The sequence below is a fragment of the Streptomyces spinoverrucosus genome (assembly GCF_006539505.1).
In the GTDB taxonomy this organism is placed as follows: Bacteria; Actinomycetota; Actinomycetes; order Streptomycetales; family Streptomycetaceae; genus Streptomyces; species Streptomyces spinoverrucosus.
In genome coordinates this window covers 1-22,697 of the sequence record NZ_BJND01000084.1, presented here as the reverse complement: position 1 = coordinate 22,697, position 22,697 = coordinate 1, and the positions used below count along the sequence as shown (strand labels likewise).

Sequence of the window (22,697 nt, the reverse complement as noted above, 5' to 3'; positions counted from 1 at the left end):
CGGACCCCTCAACGGGGCCCGCGGGCTCACTTCCCGGGCTTCGCGAGAGGCTGGGTGAAGCGGAGCAGGTTCCCGGCGGGGTCGCGGAACGCGCAGTCGCGCACGCCGTAGGGCTGGTCCATCGGCTCCTGCAGCACCTCGGCGCCCGAGGCGCTGATCCGCTCGAAGGTGGCGTCGCAGTCCTCCGTCGCGAACAGGACGCCGCGCAGCAGGCCCTTCGCCATCAGCTCCGCCAGCGCCTGTTTGTCGGCCGGTGAGGTGCTCGGGTCGGCGGCGGGCGGCTCCAGGACGATGTTGACGTCCGGCTGTGCGGGCGACCCGACGGTCACCCAGCGCATCCCCTCGAACCCGACGTCGTTGCGTACCTCCAAGCCGAGCACGTCGCGGTAGAAGGCAATCGCCTTGTCGTGGTCGTCGACGGCGATGAAGCAGGTGGAGAGCTTGATGTCCATGCCGCACACGCTACGGGCGATCCGCGGGCCGCGCTTCTCCGTTCCTGACCGGTCGCGTGTAGATCTTGGCGATGCAGGCCGGGATGGCGGCGCCCTGGTCGTGGCTGCGGGCCCGGTAGGCGCTCGGGCTCTCGCCGACGAGCTCGGTGAAGCGCGAGCTGAACGACCCCAGCGACGTACAACCGACCGCGAAGCAGACCTCGGTCACCGTGAGATCGCCCCGCCGCAGCAGGGCCTTGGCGCGCTCGATGCGGCGGGTCATCAGGTAGCTGTACGGCGTCTCGCCGTAGGCGGCGCGGAAGCTGCGGGAGAAGTGACCCGGCGACATCAGGGCCTCCCGCGCCAGCGCCGGGACGTCGAGCGGCTCGGCGTAGTCGCGGTCCATCCGGTCGCGGGCCCGCCGCAGCCGGACGAGGTCGTCGAGATCCTGCCGTTTCACCCGACGAGTCTCCCACAGCCCCCTGGTCAGCCGCCGACGTACGCCGCGAGGTGCTCGCCGGTGAGGGTGGAGCGGGCGGCGACGAGGTCGGCCGGGGTGCCCTCGAAAACGATCTTGCCGCCGTCGTGGCCGGCGCCGGGGCCGAGGTCGATGATCCAGTCGGCGTGCGCCATGACCGCCTGGTGGTGCTCGATGACGATGACCGACTTGCCGGACTCCACCAGCCGGTCGAGCAGGCCGAGCAGCTGTTCGACGTCGGCGAGGTGCAGGCCCGTCGTCGGCTCGTCGAGGACGTAGACGCCGCCCTTGTCGGCCATGTGCGTGGCGAGCTTCAGCCGCTGCCGCTCGCCGCCGGACAGCGTGGTGAGCGGCTGGCCGAGGGTGAGGTAGCCGAGCCCGACGTCGGCGAGCCGGTCGAGGATCTTGTGCGCGGCCGGCGTGGCCGCCTCCCCGGCACGGAAGAACTCCTCGGCCTCGGTCACCGGCATCGCGAGCACCTCGCTGATGTCGCGCCCGCCGAGCCGGTACTCCAGCACCTGCGCCTGGAACCGCTTCCCGTCGCAGTCCTCGCAGGTGGTGGCCACCCCGGCCATCATCGCCAGGTCGGTGTAGATGACACCGGCGCCGTTGCAGGTGGGGCAGGCGCCCTCGGAGTTGGCGCTGAACAGCGCCGGCTTGACCCCGTTGGCCTTGGCGAACGCCTTGCGGATCGGGTCGAGCAGTCCGGTGTACGTCGCCGGGTTGCTGCGCCGGGAGCCGCGGATGGGCGTCTGGTCGACCGACACCACGCCGGCCGAGGCGGGGACGGAGCCGTGGATCAGCGAGCTCTTGCCGGACCCGGCGACGCCGGTGACCACGCACAGCACCCCGAGCGGAATGTCGACGTCGACGCCGCGCAGGTTGTTCGCCGTCGCGCCGCGGATCTCCAGCGTGCCCTTCGGTGTCCGCAGGGTCTCCTTCAAGGCCGCCCGGTCGTCGAGATGGCGGCCGGTGACGGTGCCGCTGGCCCGCAGCCCCTCGACGGTGCCCTCGAAGCAGACGGTGCCACCGCCCGTACCGGCGCCGGGGCCGAGGTCGACGACGTGGTCGGCGATCGCGATGGCCTCCGGCTTGTGCTCCACGACGAGGACCGTGTTGCCCTTGTCCCGCAGCCGCAGCAGCAGGTCGTTCATCCGCTGGATGTCATGGGGGTGCAGGCCGATGGTGGGCTCGTCGAAGACGTACGTGATGTCGGTGAGCGCGGAGCCGAGGTGGCGGATCATCTTGACGCGCTGCGCCTCACCGCCCGACAGGGTGCCCGCGGGCCGGTCCAGCGAGAGGTAGCCGAGGCCGATCTCCACGAACGAGTCGAGGGTCTGCTGCAGCGCGGTGAGCAGCGGCGCCACCGAGGACTCCTGGAGCCTGCGGACCCATTCGGCCAGGTCGCGGATCTCCATCGCGCAGGCGTCGGCGATGCTGATGTCCTTGATCTTCGACGACCTGGCGCCCTCGCTGAGGCGGGTGCCGTCGCACTCGGGGCAGGTGGTGAAGGTGACGGCCCGCTCCACGAACGCCCGGATGTGCGGCTGCATCGCCTCCTTGTCCTTGGACAGGAACGACTTCTGGATCTTGGGGATCAGCCCCTCGTAGGTGAGGTTGACGCCGTTGACCTTGACCTTGGTCGGCTCGCCGTAGAGGAAGTCGTGCATCTCCTTCTCGGTGAACTCGCGGATCGGCTTGTGCGGGTCGAGGAGGCCCGACTGGGCGTAGAGCCCGACGGTCCACTGGCTGTCCGACTTCCAGCCGGGGATGGTGAACGCGCCCTCGGCGAGCGACTTGGAGTCGTCGTAGAGCTGGGTGAGGTCGATGTCGGAGACCGAGCCGCGTCCCTCGCAGCGCGTGCACATGCCGCCGGTGCGGGTGAAGGTCGCCTTCTCCGCCTTGGTCTTGTTGCCGCGCTCGACGGTGATCGCGCCGCTCGCGCGGACCGAGGCGGTGTTGAAGGAGTACGCGCTGGGCGGGCCGATGTGCGGCTCGCCGAGCCGGCTGAAGAGGATGCGCAGCATCGCGTTGGCATCGGTGGCGGTACCTACCGTGGACCGCGGATCGGCACCCATCCGCTGCTGATCGACGCTGATCACGGTCGTCAGCCCGTCGAGCACGTCGACCTCGGGCCGCGCCAGCGTCGGCATGAAGCCCTGCACGAAGGCGCTGTACGTCTCGTTGATCAGCCGCTGCGACTCGGCGGCGATGGTGTCGAACACCAGTGAGCTCTTGCCCGAGCCGGACACACCGGTGAACACCGTCAGCCTGCGCTTGGGGATCTCGATACTGACGTCCTTGAGGTTGTTCTCGCGCGCCCCGTGCACGCGGATCATGTCGTGGCTGTCGGCAGCGTGCGGCGCAGGCGACTGCGTGTTCGTTCTCGTGGGCATGCTCATGTCTCCATCCTTCGGGGCGGGGGCCGCCGTCTCGGCCTCCGCCGGCGTCGTCGCCCGGCTCGATCCAACCAGCTTCGAACGGCTTGCGTGACTGTCCTTCGTCGATACGACCGTCTGCCCAGGTCGGCGCTCAGCGCAGCTCCTGGATCCGGACCAGATTGCCCGCCGGATCGCGCACGGCGCAGTCCCGGACGCCGTACGGCTGCTCGGTCGGCGCCTGGACGATCTCGGCGTCACCGGCCCGCAGCCGCGCGAAGACGCCGTCGAGGTCGCGGCTGGCCAGGAGGATCCTGGCGTAGGTCCCCTTGGCCATCATCTCGACGATGGTGCGGCGCTCGTCCTCGGTGACACCGGGATCGGTGACCGGCGGCTGCAGCACGATGGACGTACCGGGCTGACCGACGGGACCGACCGTGATCCACCGCATCCCGTCATATCCGACGTCGTCGCGAACCTCGAAGCCGAGGGTGTCCCGGTAGAAGGCCAGGGAGGCGTCCGGGTCGTCGTGCGGCAGGAAGCTCGCGTAAATGCGGATGTCCATGCCCCTCACGCTAGGCGCGCCCCGCCCGCCGACGCTTCTCGATTCCTGACCGGTTCCCGACGCCTACGGAAGAGCGCCCTACTGGGGCCGGCTCAGAAGGAGGCCGGCCATCCCGCCCTCGCCCGCGTCGACAGCGCCTTGCGGATCGGGGGCGGAGAAGGGCTGCGCGTTCTGCCGGCACGTTGTTCCCACCGGCGGGAGGGTGCCCTTGATGAGGTAGCGGCTCTCGTGTGCCTGAATGCAGTCGCTCGGGTTGATCAGTGCGGTGTGCCCATACCCGATGTTGGTGAGCAGCCGGGCGTCGGCCAGTTCCTTGGCCATGGCCTGCGCGCCCTGGTAGGGAGTGGAGGGGTCGTAGAGGGTGCCGACCACCAGGATCGGATTCGCCGTCGGCTTGTTCCACGGGCCGCGATAAGGGTTTGCCGCTGCGGCAGGCCAGGAGGCACACGCTGCGGTGGCCCAGGCCCAGAAGCGTCCGGCGTCGCCCGCGCGGGTGGCGCTCGCCTGCTCCAGGGCCTCGTAAGCGCCGGGGTCACGCGAATTCGGGCTGTCGCCGCAGAGCACCGCAGCGGCCTGTTCTTCGCCCACGTACGGATTCGGATTCGGGACCGGCGGCGCGGACGGGAGCGGGGACGGCTCCGCGACGCGGCCCTGCCACAGGTCCTGCAGCCTGTCGGCGAGGTCCGTCCACCCCTGAGTGGTGTAGAGGCTGGTCACCACGTCGGCGACCGTCCCTCCGTAGGTCCACGCGCCCACGGGATGCTCGCGCAGCCGCCGCATCAGCCGGTCGAACTTGTCCCGGGTCGCCTTCGGGTCACCGGCGGAGAAGGCGCAGCGGGCGGTGGCGGCGGACCCGCACAGGGTGAGGAACTGGTCCAGGACCGACGCCGCGCTGCGGTCCGAGCCCAAGCGCTGGAAGGTCGTGAACCGAGGGGCGGCGTCGGAGGCCTGGTTCGTCCAGGCCTGCGGGTCCCAGTTGCTGTCGAGGACCATGGCGCGGACTTTGCCCGGGAAGAGGTTGGCGTAGGTGGCGCCCAGGAAGGTCCCGTAGGAGATCCCGAGGTAGGTGAGCTGGGCGTCGCCCACGGCCTGGCGCAGCAGGTCGAGGTCGCGGGCGGTGTCGGCGGTCGACACATGGCGCAGTAGTTCGGGGTCACGCTGCCGGCAGTGCCGGGCCAGATCCTTGTACGCGGCGATGAAGGCCGTCCGCTCCTGTTCGCCCACCGGGAAGCCCGCCGCTTTGCTCGCGTCCCAGGCGGCGGCTTGCTTGGGACCCGCGAAGCAGTTCACCGCGGTGCTGCTGCCGACTCCGCGGGGATCCCAGCTGACGATGTCGAACCGCTCCCGCACCTCGCGCGGGAAGAACTCGTAGTTCTGGGGCATCTGGACCGTTCCCGGCCCACCGGGTCCGCCGGGGTTGAAGAACAGGGTGCCGATCCGTCGTCCGGGGCCGGTCGCCTTCCGCTTGACGACCGCCAGGTCGACGCTGCGCCCGCCGGGGTTGCGGTGGTCCAGCGGCACCTTCGCGGTCGCGCAGTCGAACTGGCTGCCCGTAGCGCAGGGGCTCCAGTCCAGCTCCAGGGCGGGCGCCGAAGGTTTCGGCGTACCGTCGGCCGTGGCAAGGCTCGGTCCGGTCAGTGCCGTCGAGCAGGTCACGATGGCGGCGATGAGCGCGGCACAACTCCGACGGCCTGCTCCGGGTTCAGATATGTGCATGCCTTGTCCATTCGCGGCTGAGCGCCCGACGCCGCCCGAGCTCTGGACGTCGGTGCGCATGCATGTCCACAACACCGAGTTCCGGCAGAACGCGCGAGCCAAGCGCAGACAAATGGGGGGTAGGTGGGGCGCCCCCACCTCACACCCGCCTCAGCCGAACTCAGCCAGCAGATACTCCCGCCACCACCCCGTGAACTCCTCCACCGAGGTCCCCAGCACCTCCGTCAGGGCCGCCTCCAGGCCGTTCGCCCCCACCGCGCGGTAGAACTCGCCGAGCCGCCGCTCGCCCCACCGATCCTCGATCAGGCGGCAGGCCATCCAGCCGCCCTCGTAGGCCTGGGCCAGCGCGTTCGAGTCGGCGGTGAAGCCGAAGTCGGTGTTGGCCGGGAGTGCGGTCGGCACGTCCCCGGCGGCCACCGACCGGGCCAGCTCCGGCGCGGCCTCGGCCGGGGTGCGGCCGCTGTCGCGGTAGCCGACCCAGTCGGCGTATCCCTCCGAGAGCCACAGCGGGGTGCCGGAGTTGGTGTGGGTGCGGGTGGCGACATGGGTGGTCTCGTGGGTGAGGACCACCTGCTTGCCGACGGAGCCCAGGACGCCGTACGCCTCGGGGTTGACGATGATCCGGTCGGCGGGCGCCCGCGCCGTCCCCGTCCCCGTCTCGCCGGTGGTCACCGCGGCGATCCCCCGGTAGGAGGTGGCGGGCGCCCCGAGCAGTCCGGCCATCGCCTCCAGCGACTGCGGTACGAGCACGACGACGTGCCCGCTCCAGTCCGTGCCCCACGCCCGCGACACCGCGGGCACGGCCCGGTCCCCCAGATCCGCGTACAGCCCCAGCGTCTTGCGGGACTGCCCGACCCCGAGCACCAGGCTGTGCTCGCCCCGGACGGCGGTCACCGCACCCCGGTCCCACAGCTGCTCGGCGGAGTTCCGCGCGGGCCGGTCGGAGGTGACGGACCAGTCGCCGTCCGCGTCCCGGGTCAGGCCCAGGGTGCGCCCGGCCGTCACCGGCGCCTTGTCGAATCCCGCTATCCGGTAGCGCAGTTCGGCGTCCGCGGTGGCCTCGTCGCCGGTGCGGTGCAGATCCGTCAGCCGGTACGACCAGTCCGCCAGCGGCAGCGCACGCACCTGGGCGAAACCGGTCGCCGTGCCGGTCCGCCGGTACCCGCTCTCGTCGTGGTCGAGGACCGCGGCCGCCCGCCGGTCGAGCAGCCGCTGCACCTCGGCCCGTGCGGTGTCGGTGGCGGGCCCGCCCCCGCAGCCGACCAGGGAGACGAGCAGCAGGCACAGCGCCACGACCGAGGAACCCGACGCCCGCCTTCGACCTGCCACCTGCCCGATCGTACGGGGCCCGCGCCGCCCGGTCAGACCCTGGTGACCCCCGCGACCGGCATCATGCCGACCGGGTCGTAGCGCACCGGCGCGCCCGGGTAGGGGGCGTGGATGACCTGGCCGTTGCCCATGTACATCCCGACATGGCTGGCGTCGTCCCGGTAGGTGATCAGGTCACCGGGCCGGGCCTCGGAGAGCGGGACCTGTCGGCCGGCCACGCGCTGGGCCTGCGAGGTGCGGGGGATCGCGATCCCGGCCTGCGCGTACGACCACTGCATCAGGCCGGAGCAGTCGAAGCCGCCGGGACCGGCCGCGCCCCACACATAGGGCTTGCCGAGTGCGGCGCGGGCGGCGGCGACCGCGGCGGCGGCGCGGCCGGAGGCGGGGACGGCACCCCCGAGGTCGGGCAGGTCCAAGCGGCCGGAGCGGGAGGCCCGGTCATACGCGGCGCGTTCGTCGTAGGGCAGGGCGTTGAGGAGTGCGCGGGCCTCGGCGAGCTTCTTCTCGACGGTGCGCTTGTGGGCGGCGACGGCCTGGCGGCTCTTCTCCAGCTCACCGAGCCTCTCGGCGGCCTGGGCGCGCTCCTGGGTGAGCGTGCGCATGGCCTCCTGGAGGTCCCTCAGCTGCCCGGCGTGGTGCACGCTGATCCGGTCCAGGACGGCGGCCTTGTCGAGGTAGTCCTCCGGGTTGTCGGAGAACAGCAGGGCGAGGGCGGGGTCGAGGCCGCCCTGCCGGTACTGGGCGCCGGCCAGCGAACCCAGCGCCTCCCGCATGGAGTTGATGCTCTGCTGCTGCCGGGCGATCCGGTCCTGCGCCCGGCGCACCTGCCCGTGCAGCGCGTCGGCGCGCTCGTCGGCCTGGTTGTAGGCCTCGGTGGCCTTCTCGGCCTCCGCGTAGAGGCGGTCCACCTCGGCGCGGGTGTCGTCGAACGGCGCGGCCTGCGCCGGTACGGCGGTGAAAGCGGCCGCGGCGGCCGACACCACGCCGACGGCGAGACGCGCCACGCAGGCGCCCTGGTCGAACCCGGACGGTGCAAGGCGGCGATGAGACCCCACGAGAAGCCGCGCTCCTTCCACTGGCGGACAGGAAAATCCCCCGGCGCCGGGCGGCAGCCCGACGTGGGGGAAACGCGGCAGACAGTAGCCCTGTCGTGGGGCACCGGCCAAAGAGCTCGGGGGGCCTACAACGCCTCACTCCGCCGCTGACGCAGGTCATGGGCGGGGTGTGGGGTCACAGACCGGTCCCGTAATTCGCCCGAACGGGCGGCACGGGGTCCTGATCTTGAAGCGGCTGTGCGGCTTTTCAGATCCGGACGCCGAACTGGTACGGCATGTTGTTGATCGACTCGTAGCGCACGACCGTGCCGGAGCGCGGGGCGTGCAGCACCTGGCCGTTGCCCGCGTAGAAGCCGACGTGGTGCAGGTCGCCGTAGAAGATCACCAGGTCGCCCACCTGGAGGTCGCTCTGCGAGTAGATCCGGGTGCCGGCGTTGGCCTGCGCCTGCGAGGTGCGCGGGATGGAGATGCCGGCCTGGGCGAAGGCCCAGGAGGTGAGGCCGGAGCAGTCGAAGGAGGACGGGCCGGAGGCGCCGTAGACGTAAGGCGAGCCGATCTTGCTCTGGGCGGCCGAGTAGGCGGAGGCAGCGCGGCCGGTGGCGGGGGCACCGGAGCTGAGGGCGGTGCGCTCGCTCTCGCGGCTGGCGCGGTCCTGCGCGGCGTCGAGGGCCGCCTTCTCGGCGGCGGTGAGGGAGTTGAGCAGCTTCTGCGCCTCGGCGAGCTTGCCCTGAACTTCCTTCTTCTTCTTGCCCAGTTCGCTGCGGGTGGCGGCGAGGTCCTTGAGCTTGTCGGAGGCCTCGGCGCGCTCCTGAGCGAGTTCGCGCTGCTTGTCCTGGATCTTCTTCAGCGCGTCGACCTGCTGGGCGCTCAACTGGTCGAGCGTGGACGCCTTGTCGAGGTAGTCGTCCGGGTCGGCGGAGAGGAAGAGCTGCAGGGAGGGGTCGATGCCGCCCGAGCGGTACTGGGCGCTGGCCATCGAACCGAGGCCGTCGCGCAGCTCGTTGACCTCTTCCTGGCCACGGGCGACGTTGTCCTGGATGGTGGAGATCTCCTTCTGGAGCTTCTCCTGCTTCTCCTTGGCCCCGTTGTACTTCTCGGTGGCCTGCTCGGCCTCCTCGTAGAGCTTGTCGACCTTGGCCTTGACCTCGTCCTTGCTCGGCTTCTCGCTCGGCGCGGCGTTGGCGGCCTGCGAGCTGAGGGCGACGGCAGCGGCGGCTGCGGTGGTCAGCACGGTCACGCGTGTGCGACTGGGCTGCTTGGGTCGACGGTGGGACGCCACGGGGGCAATCTCCTTCTTGTGAGTGATCACCCGATCGGAGGTTCGAGGCCAGACCCTAGTGACCTCGCTGTGATCAGATCAAATCCTCACATGAAAAATCTCGGTGACCGAGCGCATCCTTTACCTACAACTCACGTGCAGTGATGCGTGTTGACGCTACGTTGCGTGACGGGTCCGTCAATTCGGGCATTCCCTGGGCACATTGCACGGTTGGGACATGCGTGGCGCTTGGGACGTACGTCAGCTGCGTGAGAGGCGCTTCAGGAGCACCGCCGACGCCACCGGCCGCGCCCCCGCCCGGGCCACCCCGTCGGCCACCTCGCGGTCGGTCGAGACGACGATGACCGGACGCCCGGGCGGCTCGGCGCGCACCAGCTGGCGGATCAACTCGTCGGCGGTGACGCCCGGTTTGGAGAACAGCACCCGCACTCCGCGCGGCGGCGCCAGCAGCACCGGCGCGGCCAGTTCGGCCCCGTCGAAGACACAGGTCACCTCGGCGCCGGACTGCGCGGCGAGCTGCGAGAGCTGCCCGAGCAGCCGCAACCGCTGCTTCTCCAGCGGCATTTGGGGATAGCCGGTCTTGGTGACGTTGTAGCCGTCGACGACCAGATGGGCCTGCGGCAGTGCGAGAAGCTGGTCGAGGATCGCGGGGTCGTGCTCGGACAACGCCCGTGCGGCGATGTCCTTCGGGGTCATTCGTCCCGGTTCGACCGCGTCCACGGTCTCGGCGGGGCGTACGGACACCGGCGGCAGCGCCAGTTCCCGGCGCAGCCCCTGCGCCGCGTCCAGCACGGTGTCGAGCAGCAGCCGTACCCGCATGTCCTCGACGCTGCGCCCCTCGCGCGCGGCCCGGCGGGTGGCCTCCAGGGCCGCCTCCGCCTCTCCCAGCCGCGCCTTCAGCCGCCGCGTCTCGCTCTCGGCGGCGGACACCTGGGCCTGGCCCTCTGCGCGTACGGCCTCCATCTCGCCCTGCACCTTGCGCAGCGCCGCCTCACCGCGCTTGACGTCGCTGAGCGCGGCCCGCAGCTTGCGGTGCAGCGATTCGGCTTCCTTGCGGGCGCCGTCCAGCTCGGCGCGCAGCCGCTCGGTCTCGGCGCGGGTCTGGTCGCGGGCGGCGGCGAGTTCGGTGCGCAGCCGCTCCAGTTCGGCGCGGTTCTCCTCGTCGGCGCGCTCGGCGTCGGCCCGCTGGGCCTCCTCGCCGGCGGCGGCGACCAGCTTCACCCAGCCGATCGGGCGCAGCACATACGCGGCGGCCGCCACGTCCAGCGGATCCGCGGCCGGCGGCGGCGATCCGGCGTCGAGGGCACCGGCCAGCTCGGGCTGGGCCTCGCGGAACTTCTCCCCGATGCGCTGCCGGAACAGCGGGTCGGTCTCCAGCGCAGCGGCCATCGCGTTACCGGCGAACTTGGCCCGGCGATTCGGGGCGAACCGGGCGTACTGTCGCAGCTGTGCGGGCAGTTCGGCCATCGTCAGCCCGCCGAAGCCGTCGGAGACGATCTGTACGACCTTCCGGCGTACTCCTTCGGGCAGCGGACGGTCGAGCACCTCAGCGGCGCCGTCGCCCGGCCCCCCGCCTGCGGTCTCCACCATCCGTCACCCCAATGCCCCTGCGGGGCCGGTCCCTGTCAGGAGCCGGCGCCCGGCCTGTCCACGAGTTCCACCTGATCCACGGCGTTGCACCACCGGCACCGCACCGACTCGATGGTCTCACTGACCACCTCGCGCTCCTCGACCCTCGGCTCACCGGCGAGGTCGAGGTGGACGTACTCGACGACCTTCGAGGAGCGGGTCACGTCGAAGCGCGTCAGATTGCCGCAGAGGGTGCAGCGCCACCGCGTGGTCTCGGTCGGCAGGGGAACCGTCATCGTGGCTGTTCGCTTTCCTTCTAGTTTCGGTGATGCGTAGTTTCCGTGATGCGCCAGTTTCCCTGGAGCGTGTGGCTCGTAACCCTACGGCCTGGCGGGTACCCGACGCCCGCCCGTCCCGGGCGGCGAGGCGGTCTGTGCGGTTGCGTCCGCTTACGTCATGCTCTGTGTCCATGATCAGCCTCTGGAGCGCGGTGGGCCGCCGGGCGGTCCGCCGACCGCAGGCGCCGGTGATGTACGGACTGATCGCCCTGTGCTGCCTGATCTTCCTGATCGGCCCGGCCTCGGGCCTCAGTCCGGCGTACGGCTCCGGCGACGAGCTGCTCGCCGCACAGCGGTCGTACTTCCGCCACTGGGGGGTGATCCCCGCAGAACTGTTCGAGGGCGCCCCGAGGGCCGCCCTCACCCCGGCCACGGCCCTCTTCGTGCACGGCAGCTGGGTGCACCTGCTCGGCAACATGCTCTTCCTCTACGTCTTCGGGGTGATGACCGAGGAACGGATGGGCCGCGTCGAGTTCACCCTCTTCTACGTCGGCTGCGGCTATCTCGCGCTGCTGGGGTACGCGGCGGCCAACGCCGACTCCGAGCGGTCCCTGGTCGGCGCGTCGGGCGCGATCTCGGCGGTGCTCGGCGCCTTCCTGTTCCTCTTTCCCCGAGCCCGGGTGACCAGCCTCCTGCCGTTCCTGTTCTTTCTGCCGCTGCGCTTCCCGGCCTGGGTGGTGCTGCCGTTCTGGGTGGCCCTGCAGTGGCTGGCGGCGGGCCGGGCGTCCAGCGGGCCGGGGGTGGCCTATCTGGCCCACCTGGTGGGCTTCGGCCTGGGCTTCGGTTACGCGTGGGCGCGCTATGGCCGTGCGACTAGAGTGAAGGCCGCCCCAGCTCCGGCCCCCGAGGGAGAGAACCAGCCGTGATCACCGCGATCGTCCTGATCAAGACCAGCGTGGACCGGATCCCCGAGATCGCCGAGCAGATCGCCGCGCTGGACTCCGTCAGCGAGGTCTTCTCCGTCACCGGCACCTACGACCTGATCGCCATGGTCCGGGTGAAGCGCCACGACGACCTCGCCGACGTCATCCCCGGCAGCATCAGCAAGATCCCCGGCGTGGAGGCGACGGACACACACGTGGCGTTCCGGACCTACTCCCAGCACGACCTGGAGGCGGCGTTCGCGATCGGGCTGGACAGTTAGCCGGTGCTGCTCAGCCGGTGACATTGACCGCCGCGAGGCCCTTGGCGGACGGGACGTAGACGCGGGTGCCGCGGACGACGGGGCTCAGGCGGCGTTCGCCGGGGTCGCCGACGGTGACCTTCCAGCGCAGGGTGCCGTCCGCGGCCACGGCGTGCAGCTCGCCGCCGGAGCGCAGCAGTACGGCGCCGGCGGTGGGCGCCGGGTCCGAGTGGCAGGGGCCGTACGTCCACATCCGGGCGCCGTCCTTCAGTGAGCTCGCCACCAGTGTGGTGCCGACCCTGGCCAGGGCCAGCGAGCCGAAGGTGAAGGCGGAGGAGTAGATGGCGCCGCCCTGGCCGGGCCGCTGCCACACTCGCTTCCCGTCGGTCGTGATGCCGTACAGGATGTTGGCGTCGTTGTTCGTGCTGGCCACGACCATGCCCTGGGTGACGGAGACGCCCGGCTGCGCCACGTCGCTGTCCAGCTCCGTCCGCCACGCCACGTCACCCGTGGTGGCGTCGAGGGCGTACAGGTGGTCGTCGTAGCAGCCCACGTACACCGTCCCGTCGACCACCACGGGCGCCACATCCGGCGCCCCGGCCAGCGTCCGCGTCCAGCTCAGGGTGCCGTCGACGGCGTAGGCGCGTACGCCTCCGGCGCCCAGGTCGCCGTAGCCGACGAGCACCAGGCCCTCCTCGGTGACCGCGGGCATCTCGAAACTGCGGGACGGCAGATCCCTGGCCCACAGACGGTCGCCGCCATGGCTCACCGCCACGAGCCGCTCCGAGCCGGGCAGCTCGGCGGTGAGGGCGCAGAAGACGCCGTCCGCGGTGACCGCCGGGGGCGTCGGCGTCAGCCCGTCGAAGTCCACCTTCCAGAGCAGGGTGCCGTCGGAGTTGATCGCCCACAGGGTGCCGTCCTCGCCGGCGGCGTAGACGACGTCGTCGTTCGGCGCGAGCGCCACGCACGGCCCGGACCCGGCGGCGTAGAACAGGGGCCCGGTCTCGAACTGCCAGACGACCGAGGCCGGCGCGGCGGACACACCATCGCCGGGGGCGGGCGTGCCGGACGGTGAGCCACCGGCGTCGCCGCCCGCGTCGCGCTCCCGGGTCAGGTAGACCCCGCCCACCGCCACACCGGCCGCCAGCAGCCCTCCGGCGGCCGAGGTGAGCAGGCGGCGCCGCGACGACCCCCGACCGGAGGGTGCACTCTGCGGCACGTCGGCGCCCGGCCGGGCCTCGGAGACCACCGTGTGCGGGGCGAGGTACTCCACCCGGCTCCGCTCCGGACCGGAGTCCCGGTCCGGCAGCCAGCGCTCGTCGTCCCCGGCCCGCTCCGGGGTGAAGGGCAGCCAGCCCGGCCGGGTGCTGTCCCGCAGCGAGCCGCCGGTGTGCCCGGCCTCCGCGACCAGGGCCTGCGGAGTGGGCCGCTCCTGCGGCTCCGCCCGCAGGCACGACTCGACCAGCGGCAGCACCCCCTTCGGCACCGCGGACAGATCGAAGTCCCGGGTCAGGATCCGCAGCAGGATCACCGAGTCCTGGCCCTCCCCGAAGGGCTCCCTGCCGCTCGCGGCGTACGCGAGGACCGCGCCCAGCGAGAAGACGTCGCTGGCCGGGCCCACCTCGGCGCCGTTGCGGATCTGTTCCGGCGAGACATAGCCGACCGAGCCGACGATCGTCCCGGTCCGGGTCAGCGAGGTCGCCTCCAGGGCCCGTACGATCCCGAAGTCGATGACCCGCGGGCCGTCCTGCGCGAGCAGGATGTTGGACGGCTTGAGGTCGCGGTGGACCATCCCCTTGGCGTGGATGGCGGCCAGCGCCTCACCGAGCGCCGCCGCGAGGACGAGCACCGCGTCCTCGGGCAGCGGCCCGTGGTCCAGCACGGCGTCCCGCAGGTTGGGTCCGTCGACGAACTCCGTGGCCATCCAGGGGCGTTCGGCCTCGGTGTCGGCGTCGACGACCCGCGCGGTGTACGTGCCCGTCCCGCCCACCGTCTGCGCGGCCCGCACCTCCTGCCGGAACCGGGCACGGAACGTGCGGTCCTCCGCGTGCTCGGCCCGCACCACCTTCACGGCCAGCCGCAGTCCGCCCCGCGCCTCGGCGAGATACACCTCACCCATGCCACCGGCACCGAGCCTGCCCCGGACCTCGTAGGGCCCGATCCGACGGGGATCCGTCTCCCGCAGCGCCTGCACCCCGTGCTCCCCCTGTCCCGCGTACGGCTGCCGAGGGGAGCGTTTACGCCGTGGCCGCGTCAGCGGTTCACACGGCGGGGACGCAACGCCCGTCCACTGTCCGGTAGTTCCACTTCGCGCCGTCGCGGACCAGTTCCCGCACCGCCCCGACGAACCGCTCGACATGCTCGTCCGGCGTGCCCGCCCCGAAGCTCACCCGGATCGCGTTGAGCGACTTCTCGCCGGGAGCCGCCTCGGGGGCACCGCACTCGCCCTGGCTCTGCGGGTCGCTGCCGAGCAGGGTGCGGACGAGGGGGTGGGCGCAGAAGAGGCCGTCGCGGACGCCGATGCCGTACTCGGCGGACAGGGCGGCGGCGAAGTGCGAGCTGTTCCAGCCGTCGACGACGAAGGAGAGCACACCGACGCGGGGGGCGTCGTCGCCGAACAGGGACAGGATCCTGACCTCGGGGACCTCGGCGAGTCCGTCCTTCACCTTTTCGATCAGGTGCTGCTCGCGGGCGACCAGCGTGTCGAAACCGGCCTCGGTGAGGGCCTTGCAGGCCGACGCGATGGCGTAGGCGCCGATGACGTTCGGGGAGCCCGCCTCGTGCCGGGCGGCGCTGTCGTGCCACTCGACGTCCACGCCGCCGTCCGCCCGCCGGGCGACCTTGCGGCTGGCGCCGCCGCCCGCGAGGTACGGCTCGGCCTCGCGCAGCCAGTCGGCGCGGCCGGCGAGGATGCCGGAGCCGAAGGGTGCGTACAGCTTGTGCCCGGAGAAGGCGACCCAGTCGACGTCCAACTCCCGTACGGACACCGGGTGGTGGGGCGCGAGCTGGGCGGCGTCCAGCACGATCCGGGCACCGTGCGTGTGCGCGGCCGCGGCGAGCTCCCGTACCGGCCACAGCTCGCCGGTGACGTTGGAGGCGCCCGTGACGCAGACCAGGGCCGGGCCGTGGGGCTCACGCTCGGCGAGCGCGCGCTCCAGGGTCCGCACGGCCTGCTGCGGAGTGCGCGGCGCGTTGAGGTAGGTGACGTGGGCGTCCCGCCAGGGCAGCAGGGAGGCGTGGTGCTCGGTCTCGAAGACGAAGACCTGGCAGTCGGCGGGGAGGGCGGCGGCGAGCAGGTTGAGCGAGTCGGTGGTGGACCGGGTGAACACCACCTGGTCGTCGCTCCGGCAGTCGAGGAACTCGGCGACGGTCCGGCGGGCGTTCTCGAACAGGTCGGTGGAGAGCTGGGAGAGGTAGCCGGCGCCGCGGTGGACGCTGCCGTAGTACGGCGCGTAGGCCGCCACGTCGTCCCAGACGCGCTGGAGGGCGGGGGCGCTGGCCGCGTAGTCGAGGGCGGCGTAGGTGACTTCGCCACCGGTGACGAGCGGGACGGTGACATCTCGGCCCAGAACGGGCAGCGGGGAACAAACGGACTGGTCGGCGGCAGCGGTGGAGACGGACATGGCGGAACTCCCGTGAGAGACAGAGAGGAAAGAGAGAAAAGGGTGTGCGGAGGCGGGGCTCGACGCCCTAGCGCATTCGCTTGCTCACGGAAGGCTCCTCGACGACCAGGACCCCTGGGTTCGCGAGGGGTCCGCGCTTGCCGTAGACCTCGCTGCCTACGGCCTGGTCTTCACCCGGGGCACCCCGCCACGGACGGAGGGTTGCCGGACAGTCGGCCGGGGCCTGATGACTGTCACTCATGACCTGGACAGGAAAGTACGTGAAGTAATCGGCGTCCCGCAACCCGAGTCCGGATCGCGGGACGCACGCCACACTCCGTCCATTTACGCGTTGCTGACGGCCACCCAGCGGTCCAGGACGCGCTTGGCGGCCCCGGAGTCGATCGACTCGGCCGCCTTCTGCATACCGGCGCGGATCTGCTCGGTCAGCGGCCCGTCACCCGGCCGCAGCGCCACCAGCGCCGCCGCCGCGTTCAGCAGCACCGCGTCCCGTACGGGGCCGGGCTCGCCGTCCAGCAGACGCCGGGCGACCTCGGCGTTGTACGAGGCGTCCGCGCCCCGCAGCGCCTCCACCGGCACCAGGTCGATGCCGGCCTCGCGCGGGTCGAAGGTCTCCTCGGTGACCTTGCCGTCCCGGACGACCCAGACCTTCGACGTCGACGTGGTCGTCAGCTCGTCGAGGCCGTCGTCGCCGCGGAAGACCAGCGAGGAGTTGCCGCGCTCGGCGAAGACACCGGCGACGATCGGCGCCATGCGGAGGTCCGCGACCCCGACCGCCTGGGCGTTGACCTTGGCGGGGTTCGTGAGCGGGCCCAGGAAGTTGAACGTCGTCCGGATGCCCAGTTGTCCTCGCGCCGCCGCCACATGACGCAGCGCCGGATGGAACTTCACCGCGAAGCAGAAGGTGATACCGGCCTCCTCGGCAACCTCCGCGACCCGCTGCGGCGTCAGTTCCAGATTGACGCCCAGCTTCTCCAGCACATCGGACGCGCCCGAGGCGGAGGAGGCGGCGCGGTTGCCGTGCTTGACGACCTTCGCACCCGTACCGGCGATGACGATCGCCGACATGGTCGAGATGTTCACCGTCTTGGCACCGTCGCCGCCGGTCCCGACGATGTCGACCGTCTCCCCCGGCACCTCGATGACGTTCGCGTGCTCGTACATCGTGCGCACGAGCCCGGTGATCTCCTCGACGGTCTCGCCCTTGGCCCGCAGTGCCACCGCGAACCCGGCGATCTGGGCGTCCGTCGCCTCGCCCCGCATGATCAGGTCCATCGCCCAGGCGGTGTCGTCGGCGCTCAGGTCACGGCCGTCCAGCAGGCCGTTCAGCAGGGCGGGCCAGGAGCGGCCCGCCGCGGTGTCGCCTCCAGCGGGGGTCACAGCGCTCATAAGCCGCTCCTGGGTCGGTCCCGTCCCACGGGACACCTGTCTCGAACAGGGTCCACCCTATCCAGCTCCAGGCACGGCGAAGGGCCCCGTCCGAACACCGGACGGGGCCCTTCGCCGTGGCGTGGCGAGTGCAGCGATCAGTGGTGGCCGTGGCCGCTCGTGATCTCCTTGTAGTCCTCGACGGTGGGCTTGGGGATCTGGGCGTCCTCACCGAAGTACGCGTCGCTGAGCTTGGCGCGCAGCTTCTCGGAGCCCTTCACCTTGCGCTCGACACCGTTCTCGTCGACCGTCGGGCCGATCTCGGCCGGCTTGTACTGCTCGTGTGCCGTGAGCGTGTGCAGCGCCTCCTGGCTGAGCGGCTCGTGGACCTCGATGAACTCACCGTGCGGCAGGCGCTTGATGGTGCCGGTCTCCCGGCCGTGCAGCACCTTGTCCCTGTCCCGGCGCTGCAGGCCGAGGCAGATCCGCTTGGTGATGATGAACGCGAGGATCGGTCCGGCGAAGAAGCCGATCCGGACGAACCACGTGACCGCGTTGATCGACAGATGGAAGTGGGTGGCGATGATGTCGTTGCCACCACCGATCAGCATGATCATGTAGCCGGTGACCCAGGCGACACCGAAGGCGGTGCGGGTCGGGGCGTTGCGCGGCCGGTCCAGGATGTGGTGCTCGCGCTTGTCCCCGGTGATCCACGACTCGATGAACGGGTAGAGGGCGATCACCCCGAGGAACAGACCGAAGAGCACCAGCGGGACGAACACGCCCAGGACCAGTGTGTGGCCCCAGAAGTCGATCTCCCAGCCTGGCATGGCGCGGACGAGGCCTTCGGCGAAGCCCATGTACCAGTCGGGCTGGGCGCCCGTGGACACCTGGTCCGGCCGGTACGGGCCGAGGACCCAGATCGGGTTGACGCTCGCGATGCCGGCCAGGGCCGCGATCAGACCGAAGACCAGGAAGAAGAAGCCTCCGGCCTTGGCCATGTAGACCGGCAGCAGCGGCATGCCGACGACGTTCTTGTTGCTCTTTCCGGGGCCCGCGAACTGCGTGTGCTTGTGGTAGAAGACCAGGATCAGGTGGCCGACCACCAGACCGAGCATGATGCCCGGCAGCAGCAGGATGTGGATCGAGTAGAAGCGGGCCACGAAGTCGGTGCCCGGGAACTCTCCGCCGAACAGGAAGAACGAGATGTACGTGCCGACGATCGGCACGGACAGGATCGCGCCCTGGGTGAAGCGGACACCGGTGCCGGAGAGCAGGTCGTCCGGGAGCGAGTAACCGGTGAAACCGGTGAACATGCCGAGGACGAACAGCAGGAAGCCGAACAGCCAGTTGATCTCACGCGGCTTGCGGAACGCACCGGTGAAGAAGACGCGCATCATGTGCACGAACATGCCGGCGAGGAAGATGATCGCCGCCCAGTGGTGGATCTGCCGGATCAGCAGACCGCCGCGCACGTCGAAGCTGATGTCCAGGGTGGAGGCGAACGCCTCCGACATCAGCTGGCCCTGCAGCGGGACGTAACTGCCGTGGTACTCCACCTCGTTCATCGACGGGTGGAAGAACAGCGTCAGGTACACACCCGTGAGGATGATGATGATGAAGCTGTACAGGCAGATCTCGCCCAGCATGAAGGACCAGTGGTCCGGGAAGATCTTGCGCATGTTGGCCTTGGCCAGGGAGTAGATCCCGAGCCGGCCGTCGGCCCAGTCGGCGACGCGCTCGCCGGCCGGTGCCTTCCCGCGAGAGCGGGACTCGGAGGTGGTCGTAGTGCTCATCCGCGCTCCCAGAATGCAGGACCGACGGGCTCTTCGAAGTCGCCGAGCGCCTCGAGGTAACCCTCGTCGTTCACGCCGATGCGCAGCTGCGGCAGGGCGTGACCGGCGGGGCCGAAGATGACCCGGGCACCGTCGGAGAGGTCGAAGGTGGACTGGTGGCAGGGGCACAGCACGTGGTGCGTCTGCTGCTCGTACAGCGAGATCGGGCAACCGACGTGGGTGCAGATCTTCGAGTACGCCACGATGCCCTCGTGCGACCACTCGAGCTCGCGCTTGTCCTTGATGTCGCCCGGCTGGAGCCGCACGATCATCAGGGCCGCCTTGGCGATCTCGTTCTGGAAGTCGTGGTCGTGCTCCTCCAGGCCCTCGGGCTTGGCGAACGTGAGCGAGCCGACGGCGACGTCCGAGGGACGCAGCGGCTCGTTCGTGTTCATGTTGACGAGGAGCTTGCCCCTCTTCCACAGGGTGTGGCGGAGCTTTTCCTCGGGCAGCGGGCCGAGGTCGCGCAGCAGGACGACGCCGGACAGCGGCACCAGGGTGAGCGCGCCGAACATCGTGTTGCGGATCAGCTTGCGGCGGCCGAGCGCGGACTCCTTGGCGCCCTGCCGGAAGTCCGCGTGGACCTTCGCGCGGACCTCGGGCGAGGCCTCGATCGGGTGCCGCTCGTCGGCGATCTCCACGTCGGACATCAGGGTGCGGGCCCAGTGGACCGCGCCCGCGCCGATGCAGAACAGCGCGAGGCCGAGGGTCAGGCCGAGCGCGAGGTTCAGGGCGCTGATGTGCCCGAGCGGCCAGACGTAGACCGCCTTGTCGACCGGGATCGCCACGAACGCGGCGATGAAGGCGACCGTGGCCAGCATCGACACCGTGAACAGCAGGGCGACGGTGCGCTCGGACCGCTTGGCGGCCCGCTCGTCGACGTCCTGGATCCGGTGCTCGTGCGGCGGCAGGCCCGGGTCCGCGAACGGGTTCTTCTCGTCGGCGACGTCCACCGCGCCGGGCGCGCTCGCCCGCTCGGCGGGCAGCTTCTCTTCTGGAATGTCTTGGCTACTCATGACTTCTTGGCCTTTGCGGTCCGGGCGGCGACCCACACGGCGACGGCGATCAGCCCGCCGAGACCGAAGATCCAGCCGAAGAGGCCCTCACTGACCGGCCCGAGGCCGCCCAGCTCCAGTCCTCCGGGGCTCTCCGTATCGGAGCTGTTGACCGCCTCCAGGTACGCGATGATGTCCTTCTTGTTCTGCTCGGACAGCGTCGTGTCGGGGAAGGAGGGCATGTTCTGCGGGCCGGTCTGCATGGCCTCGTAGATGTGCTTCGGGTCGACGTCTTCCAGGGTCGGCGCGTACTTGCCCCTGGTGAGCGCACCGCCCTTGCCGGTGAAGTTGTGGCACTGCGCGCAGTTGGTGCGGAACAGCTCGCCGCCCTCGGCGATGTCCGCGCCCTCCGTGCCGTACTGCTCCTTGGTCGGGATGTTCGGGCCGGCGCCGAGCGAGGCGATGTAGGCCGCGAGCTGGTCGATCTCGGCCTGGCTGTAGATGACCTTCTTCCGGGGCACCTGGGCGCCCTGGGAGGTCGCCGCCGGCATACGGCCGGTGCCGACCTGGAAGTCGACGGCCGCCGCGCCCACGCCGACCAGGCTCGGACCGTCGGAGGTGCCCTGACCGCCGGTGCCGTGGCAGCTGGCGCAGCCGACGGCGTAGAGCTTCTTGCCCTCGTCGATGGCGAGGGACTGGGCGGTTTCATCGGCCTGCGCCTTACCCGTAGGCGCGAGCGCGGTGTACAGCACCCCCGTGGCCGCCAGCGCGAGGAGTAGGACGACGACCGCCGCCAGCGGATGGCGTCGTCGTGCGGAGAGCTTTTTCACGGATTACCCCGGTGTCAGGATCTTCTGCGTCGAGTCTTCTGGAATGCGCGGGAGCGGGTCCCGGGCTACTTGATCATGTAGATCGTGGCGAAGAGGCCGATCCAGACGACGTCGACGAAGTGCCAGTAGTAGGACACGACGATGGCGGCGGTCGCCTGCTCGTGGGTGAACCTCCGGGCCGCGTAGGTACGGCCGAGGACCAGCAGGAAGGCGATGAGTCCGCCCGTCACGTGCAGGCCGTGGAAGCCGGTGGTCAGGTAGAAGACCGAGCCGTACGGGTCGGAGGAGAGCGAGAGGCCCTCGTGCTTGACCAGCTCGGTGTACTCGAAGACCTGACCGCCGATGAAGATCGCACCCATCACGAAGGTGACGATGAACCACATCCGGAGCTTCTTGACGTCACCGCGCTCGGCGGCGAAGACGCCCAGCTGGCAGGTGAGGGAGGAGAGCACCAGGATCGTGGTGTTGGTCGCCGAGAACGGGAAGTTCAAGGCCGCGGCCTTCTCACTCCAGAACTCCGGACCGGTCACCGATCGCAGGGTGAAGTACATCGCGAAGAGGGCCGCGAAGAACATCAGCTCGGAACTCAGCCAGATGATGGTTCCGACGCTGGTGAGGTTCGGCCGATTGACCGACGGGTGCGCGTGCCCGGTATCTACTGTCGTTGCTGTCGCCACGACCGACATTATGTCGGTCGCTTATCCCGCCCTCACTCCGGGGGGTGCCGTTCGGAGTGTCTCCCTGCTTCGTACTGGTGTTGACGTGGTGTTCAAGGGAGTAGCATCCGCGTCACGGGCCTTGCCGTACGACGCCGAAGTCACGGAGGAACCATGCAGCCGACCGCCACCGTGCTGGTCTACAGCGACGACTCCAACACCCGCCAGCAGGTACGGCTCGCGACCGGCCGCAGGCCCGCTCCGGACGTCCCTGTGGTGGAGTTCGTCGAGTGCGCGACTCCGGGCGCCGTCGTCAGGGAGCTGGACAAGGGCGGGATCGATGTCTGCGTCCTGGACGGTGAGGCCGTGCCGATGGGCGGCATGGGTGTGTGCCGGCAGATCAAGGACGAGGTGTTCAACTGCCCGCCGGTGCTGTTGCTCATCGGGCGCCCTCAGGACGCGTGGCTGGCCACGTGGAGCCGGGCCGACGCCGCGGTGACGCTGCCTGTGGACCCGGTGGAGTTCGCCTCGGCGCTCGCTTCTCTGCTGCGGCAGAAGAGGCTTACGAACGCCTGAGGGGCGTTCAGACGCTCTGCGGCCTCAGTCTCGCCCTGTCCACCTCTGTCGGCCCCTCGGGGTTGCCGGTGACCAGCGCGCTGCCCTTGCGCCACTTCGCCCAGTCGACGTTCCAGTCGCCGAAGCCGTTGCCGAACGGTTCCATGGTGTTGCCGTAGGAGTTGACCACCTTGACGATGTCGCCGGGGCGGACGTTCTCGTAGAACCAGGCGGCGTTGCTGGTCCGCATGCCGATGCAGCCGTGGCTGACGTTGGCGGAGCCCTGGTCGCCGACGGACCAGGGGGCGGCGTGCACGTACTCGCCGCTCCAGGTGACCCGGGTGGCGTAGTAGACGGGCAGGTCGTACGACTCCGAGGTGCCCGCGGCGATGCCGACCGTGGTGCCGCGCATCCGTACGAAGTACTCCTTGCCGATGACCACCTTGACCCCGTTGCGGGTCTCGAAGCCTGGCTTGCCCATGGTGATCGGGATGGAGTTGATCTCCTTGTCGTTCTTGTAGACGGTCATGTAGTGGCTGGCGCCGTCCGCGACGGCGACGATCCGGTCGCCCGT

The 22,697-nt window shown here is 70.5% G+C and carries 21 protein-coding genes and 1 riboswitch; of the genes, 3 read left to right on the top strand and 18 right to left on the bottom strand.

What is annotated here, in order from left to right; genetic code table 11:
• Nucleotides 1-26: 26 nt before the first annotated feature.
• From SSP24_RS37605 to SSP24_RS37560, 10 genes are all read right to left on the bottom strand, one after another.
• On the bottom strand, nucleotides 27-452 hold the full coding sequence (locus SSP24_RS37605) for a VOC family protein (protein WP_141314938.1): 426 nt from the start codon (nucleotides 450-452) through the stop codon (nucleotides 27-29).
• 10 nt (nucleotides 453-462) lie between these two features.
• Nucleotides 463-837 carry a helix-turn-helix transcriptional regulator gene (locus SSP24_RS37600; RefSeq protein WP_218037135.1) on the bottom strand — a complete coding sequence of 125 codons (375 nt, stop codon included), beginning with the start codon at nucleotides 835-837 and terminating at the stop codon, nucleotides 463-465.
• 80 nt (nucleotides 838-917) lie between these two features.
• On the bottom strand, nucleotides 918-3,311 hold the full coding sequence (locus SSP24_RS37595) for an ATP-binding cassette domain-containing protein (protein ID WP_141314934.1): 2,394 nt from the start codon (nucleotides 3,309-3,311) through the stop codon (nucleotides 918-920).
• Between the two features lie 130 nt (nucleotides 3,312-3,441).
• The gene (locus SSP24_RS37590) at nucleotides 3,442-3,852 is read right to left on the bottom strand and encodes a VOC family protein (protein ID WP_141314932.1); all 411 of its coding nucleotides are present in this window, start codon (nucleotides 3,850-3,852) and stop codon (nucleotides 3,442-3,444) included.
• A 78-nt stretch (nucleotides 3,853-3,930) separates the two neighbouring features.
• On the bottom strand, nucleotides 3,931-5,568 hold the full coding sequence (locus tag SSP24_RS37585) for an alpha/beta hydrolase (protein WP_141314930.1): 1,638 nt from the start codon (nucleotides 5,566-5,568) through the stop codon (nucleotides 3,931-3,933).
• Between the two features lie 150 nt (nucleotides 5,569-5,718).
• Entirely contained in the window at nucleotides 5,719-6,897 is a 1,179-nt protein-coding gene (locus SSP24_RS37580) for a hypothetical protein (protein WP_141314928.1), read from the bottom strand.
• A gap of 32 nt (nucleotides 6,898-6,929) precedes the next feature.
• Nucleotides 6,930-7,952, bottom strand: coding sequence for a C40 family peptidase (locus SSP24_RS37575; RefSeq protein WP_141314926.1), 1,023 nt, complete (start codon nucleotides 7,950-7,952; stop codon nucleotides 6,930-6,932).
• A gap of 247 nt (nucleotides 7,953-8,199) precedes the next feature.
• A complete protein-coding gene (locus SSP24_RS37570) occupies nucleotides 8,200-9,231 on the bottom strand; it encodes a C40 family peptidase (RefSeq protein WP_141314924.1) in 1,032 nt (343 codons plus the stop codon).
• A gap of 240 nt (nucleotides 9,232-9,471) precedes the next feature.
• Nucleotides 9,472-10,821, bottom strand: coding sequence for an NYN domain-containing protein (locus tag SSP24_RS37565; RefSeq protein ID WP_141314922.1), 1,350 nt, complete (start codon nucleotides 10,819-10,821; stop codon nucleotides 9,472-9,474).
• A gap of 35 nt (nucleotides 10,822-10,856) precedes the next feature.
• Complete coding sequence (locus SSP24_RS37560) at nucleotides 10,857-11,096, bottom strand: hypothetical protein (protein WP_141314920.1); 240 nt, start codon at nucleotides 11,094-11,096, stop codon at nucleotides 10,857-10,859.
• A gap of 173 nt (nucleotides 11,097-11,269) precedes the next feature.
• Between SSP24_RS37560 and SSP24_RS37555 the strand changes: the two genes are divergently transcribed.
• Nucleotides 11,270-12,004, top strand: a complete 735-nt coding sequence (locus SSP24_RS37555; RefSeq protein ID WP_141314917.1) for a rhomboid family intramembrane serine protease — start codon at nucleotides 11,270-11,272, stop codon at nucleotides 12,002-12,004.
• Nucleotides 12,001-12,282 (top strand): Lrp/AsnC family transcriptional regulator, encoded by a 282-nt coding sequence (locus tag SSP24_RS37550; protein ID WP_141314915.1) that lies wholly within the window; start codon nucleotides 12,001-12,003, stop codon nucleotides 12,280-12,282. Before SSP24_RS37555 ends, SSP24_RS37550 begins: the two co-directional genes overlap by 4 nt.
• A gap of 10 nt (nucleotides 12,283-12,292) precedes the next feature.
• On the opposite strand, the gene SSP24_RS37545 is transcribed toward SSP24_RS37550, so the two are convergent.
• The 7 genes from SSP24_RS37545 to ctaE all read right to left on the bottom strand — a co-directional run bounded on the left by SSP24_RS37545 (nucleotide 12,293) and on the right by ctaE (nucleotide 21,598).
• Nucleotides 12,293-14,455 carry a protein kinase domain-containing protein gene (locus SSP24_RS37545; protein WP_141314913.1) on the bottom strand — a complete coding sequence of 721 codons (2,163 nt, stop codon included), beginning with the start codon at nucleotides 14,453-14,455 and terminating at the stop codon, nucleotides 12,293-12,295.
• 67 nt (nucleotides 14,456-14,522) lie between these two features.
• The gene (locus SSP24_RS37540; protein ID WP_141314912.1) at nucleotides 14,523-15,884 is read right to left on the bottom strand and encodes an aminotransferase class V-fold PLP-dependent enzyme; all 1,362 of its coding nucleotides are present in this window, start codon (nucleotides 15,882-15,884) and stop codon (nucleotides 14,523-14,525) included.
• 128 nt (nucleotides 15,885-16,012) lie between these two features.
• A riboswitch (SAM riboswitch) is annotated at nucleotides 16,013-16,129 on the bottom strand.
• A 79-nt stretch (nucleotides 16,130-16,208) separates the two neighbouring features.
• Nucleotides 16,209-17,273 (bottom strand): anthranilate phosphoribosyltransferase, encoded by a 1,065-nt coding sequence (gene trpD, locus SSP24_RS37535; RefSeq protein ID WP_141314910.1) that lies wholly within the window; start codon nucleotides 17,271-17,273, stop codon nucleotides 16,209-16,211.
• Between the two features lie 137 nt (nucleotides 17,274-17,410).
• Nucleotides 17,411-19,048, bottom strand: coding sequence for a cytochrome bc1 complex cytochrome b subunit (gene qcrB, locus SSP24_RS37530; RefSeq protein ID WP_141314907.1), 1,638 nt, complete (start codon nucleotides 19,046-19,048; stop codon nucleotides 17,411-17,413).
• On the bottom strand, nucleotides 19,045-20,103 hold the full coding sequence (gene qcrA / locus SSP24_RS37525; protein ID WP_141314905.1) for a cytochrome bc1 complex Rieske iron-sulfur subunit: 1,059 nt from the start codon (nucleotides 20,101-20,103) through the stop codon (nucleotides 19,045-19,047). The genes qcrB and qcrA overlap by 4 nt, the downstream gene beginning before the upstream one ends.
• Nucleotides 20,100-20,912 (bottom strand): cytochrome bc1 complex diheme cytochrome c subunit, encoded by an 813-nt coding sequence (gene qcrC / locus SSP24_RS37520; protein WP_141314903.1) that lies wholly within the window; start codon nucleotides 20,910-20,912, stop codon nucleotides 20,100-20,102. The genes qcrA and qcrC overlap by 4 nt, the downstream gene beginning before the upstream one ends.
• Before the next feature lie 65 nt (nucleotides 20,913-20,977).
• Nucleotides 20,978-21,598, bottom strand: coding sequence for an aa3-type cytochrome oxidase subunit III (gene ctaE, locus SSP24_RS37515; protein ID WP_141314901.1), 621 nt, complete (start codon nucleotides 21,596-21,598; stop codon nucleotides 20,978-20,980).
• A 144-nt stretch (nucleotides 21,599-21,742) separates the two neighbouring features.
• On the opposite strand from ctaE, the gene SSP24_RS37510 reads away from it, so the two are divergent.
• Entirely contained in the window at nucleotides 21,743-22,144 is a 402-nt protein-coding gene (locus tag SSP24_RS37510) for a response regulator (RefSeq protein ID WP_141314899.1), read from the top strand.
• Between the two features lie 7 nt (nucleotides 22,145-22,151).
• Here SSP24_RS37510 and SSP24_RS37505 read toward each other — a convergent pair.
• Nucleotides 22,152-22,697, bottom strand: a 546-nt coding sequence (locus SSP24_RS37505; protein WP_141314897.1) for a L,D-transpeptidase, incomplete at its 5' end; no start/stop codon positions are given.

Excerpts from the sequence above, each read along its gene's own strand:
- SSP24_RS37605 (WP_141314938.1), bottom strand. The coding sequence starts at position 452 with ATGGACATCAAGCTCTCCACCTGCTTCATCGCCGTCGACGACCACGAC.
- SSP24_RS37600 (WP_218037135.1), bottom strand. The coding sequence starts at position 837 with ATGGACCGCGACTACGCCGAGCCGCTCGACGTCCCGGCGCTGGCGCGG.
- SSP24_RS37595 (WP_141314934.1), bottom strand. The coding sequence starts at position 3,311 with ATGAGCATGCCCACGAGAACGAACACGCAGTCGCCTGCGCCGCACGCT.
- SSP24_RS37590 (WP_141314932.1), bottom strand. The coding sequence starts at position 3,852 with ATGGACATCCGCATTTACGCGAGCTTCCTGCCGCACGACGACCCGGAC.
- SSP24_RS37585 (WP_141314930.1), bottom strand. The coding sequence starts at position 5,568 with ATGCACATATCTGAACCCGGAGCAGGCCGTCGGAGTTGTGCCGCGCTC.
- SSP24_RS37565 (WP_141314922.1), bottom strand. The coding sequence starts at position 10,821 with ATGGTGGAGACCGCAGGCGGGGGGCCGGGCGACGGCGCCGCTGAGGTG.
- SSP24_RS37560 (WP_141314920.1), bottom strand. The coding sequence starts at position 11,096 with ATGACGGTTCCCCTGCCGACCGAGACCACGCGGTGGCGCTGCACCCTC.
- SSP24_RS37555 (WP_141314917.1), top strand. The coding sequence starts at position 11,270 with ATGATCAGCCTCTGGAGCGCGGTGGGCCGCCGGGCGGTCCGCCGACCG.
- SSP24_RS37540 (WP_141314912.1), bottom strand. The coding sequence starts at position 15,884 with ATGTCCGTCTCCACCGCTGCCGCCGACCAGTCCGTTTGTTCCCCGCTG.
- trpD (WP_141314910.1), bottom strand. The coding sequence starts at position 17,273 with ATGAGCGCTGTGACCCCCGCTGGAGGCGACACCGCGGCGGGCCGCTCC.
- qcrB (WP_141314907.1), bottom strand. The coding sequence starts at position 19,048 with ATGAGCACTACGACCACCTCCGAGTCCCGCTCTCGCGGGAAGGCACCG.
- qcrA (WP_141314905.1), bottom strand. The coding sequence starts at position 20,103 with ATGAGTAGCCAAGACATTCCAGAAGAGAAGCTGCCCGCCGAGCGGGCG.
- ctaE (WP_141314901.1), bottom strand. The coding sequence starts at position 21,598 with ATGTCGGTCGTGGCGACAGCAACGACAGTAGATACCGGGCACGCGCAC.
- SSP24_RS37510 (WP_141314899.1), top strand. The coding sequence starts at position 21,743 with ATGCAGCCGACCGCCACCGTGCTGGTCTACAGCGACGACTCCAACACC.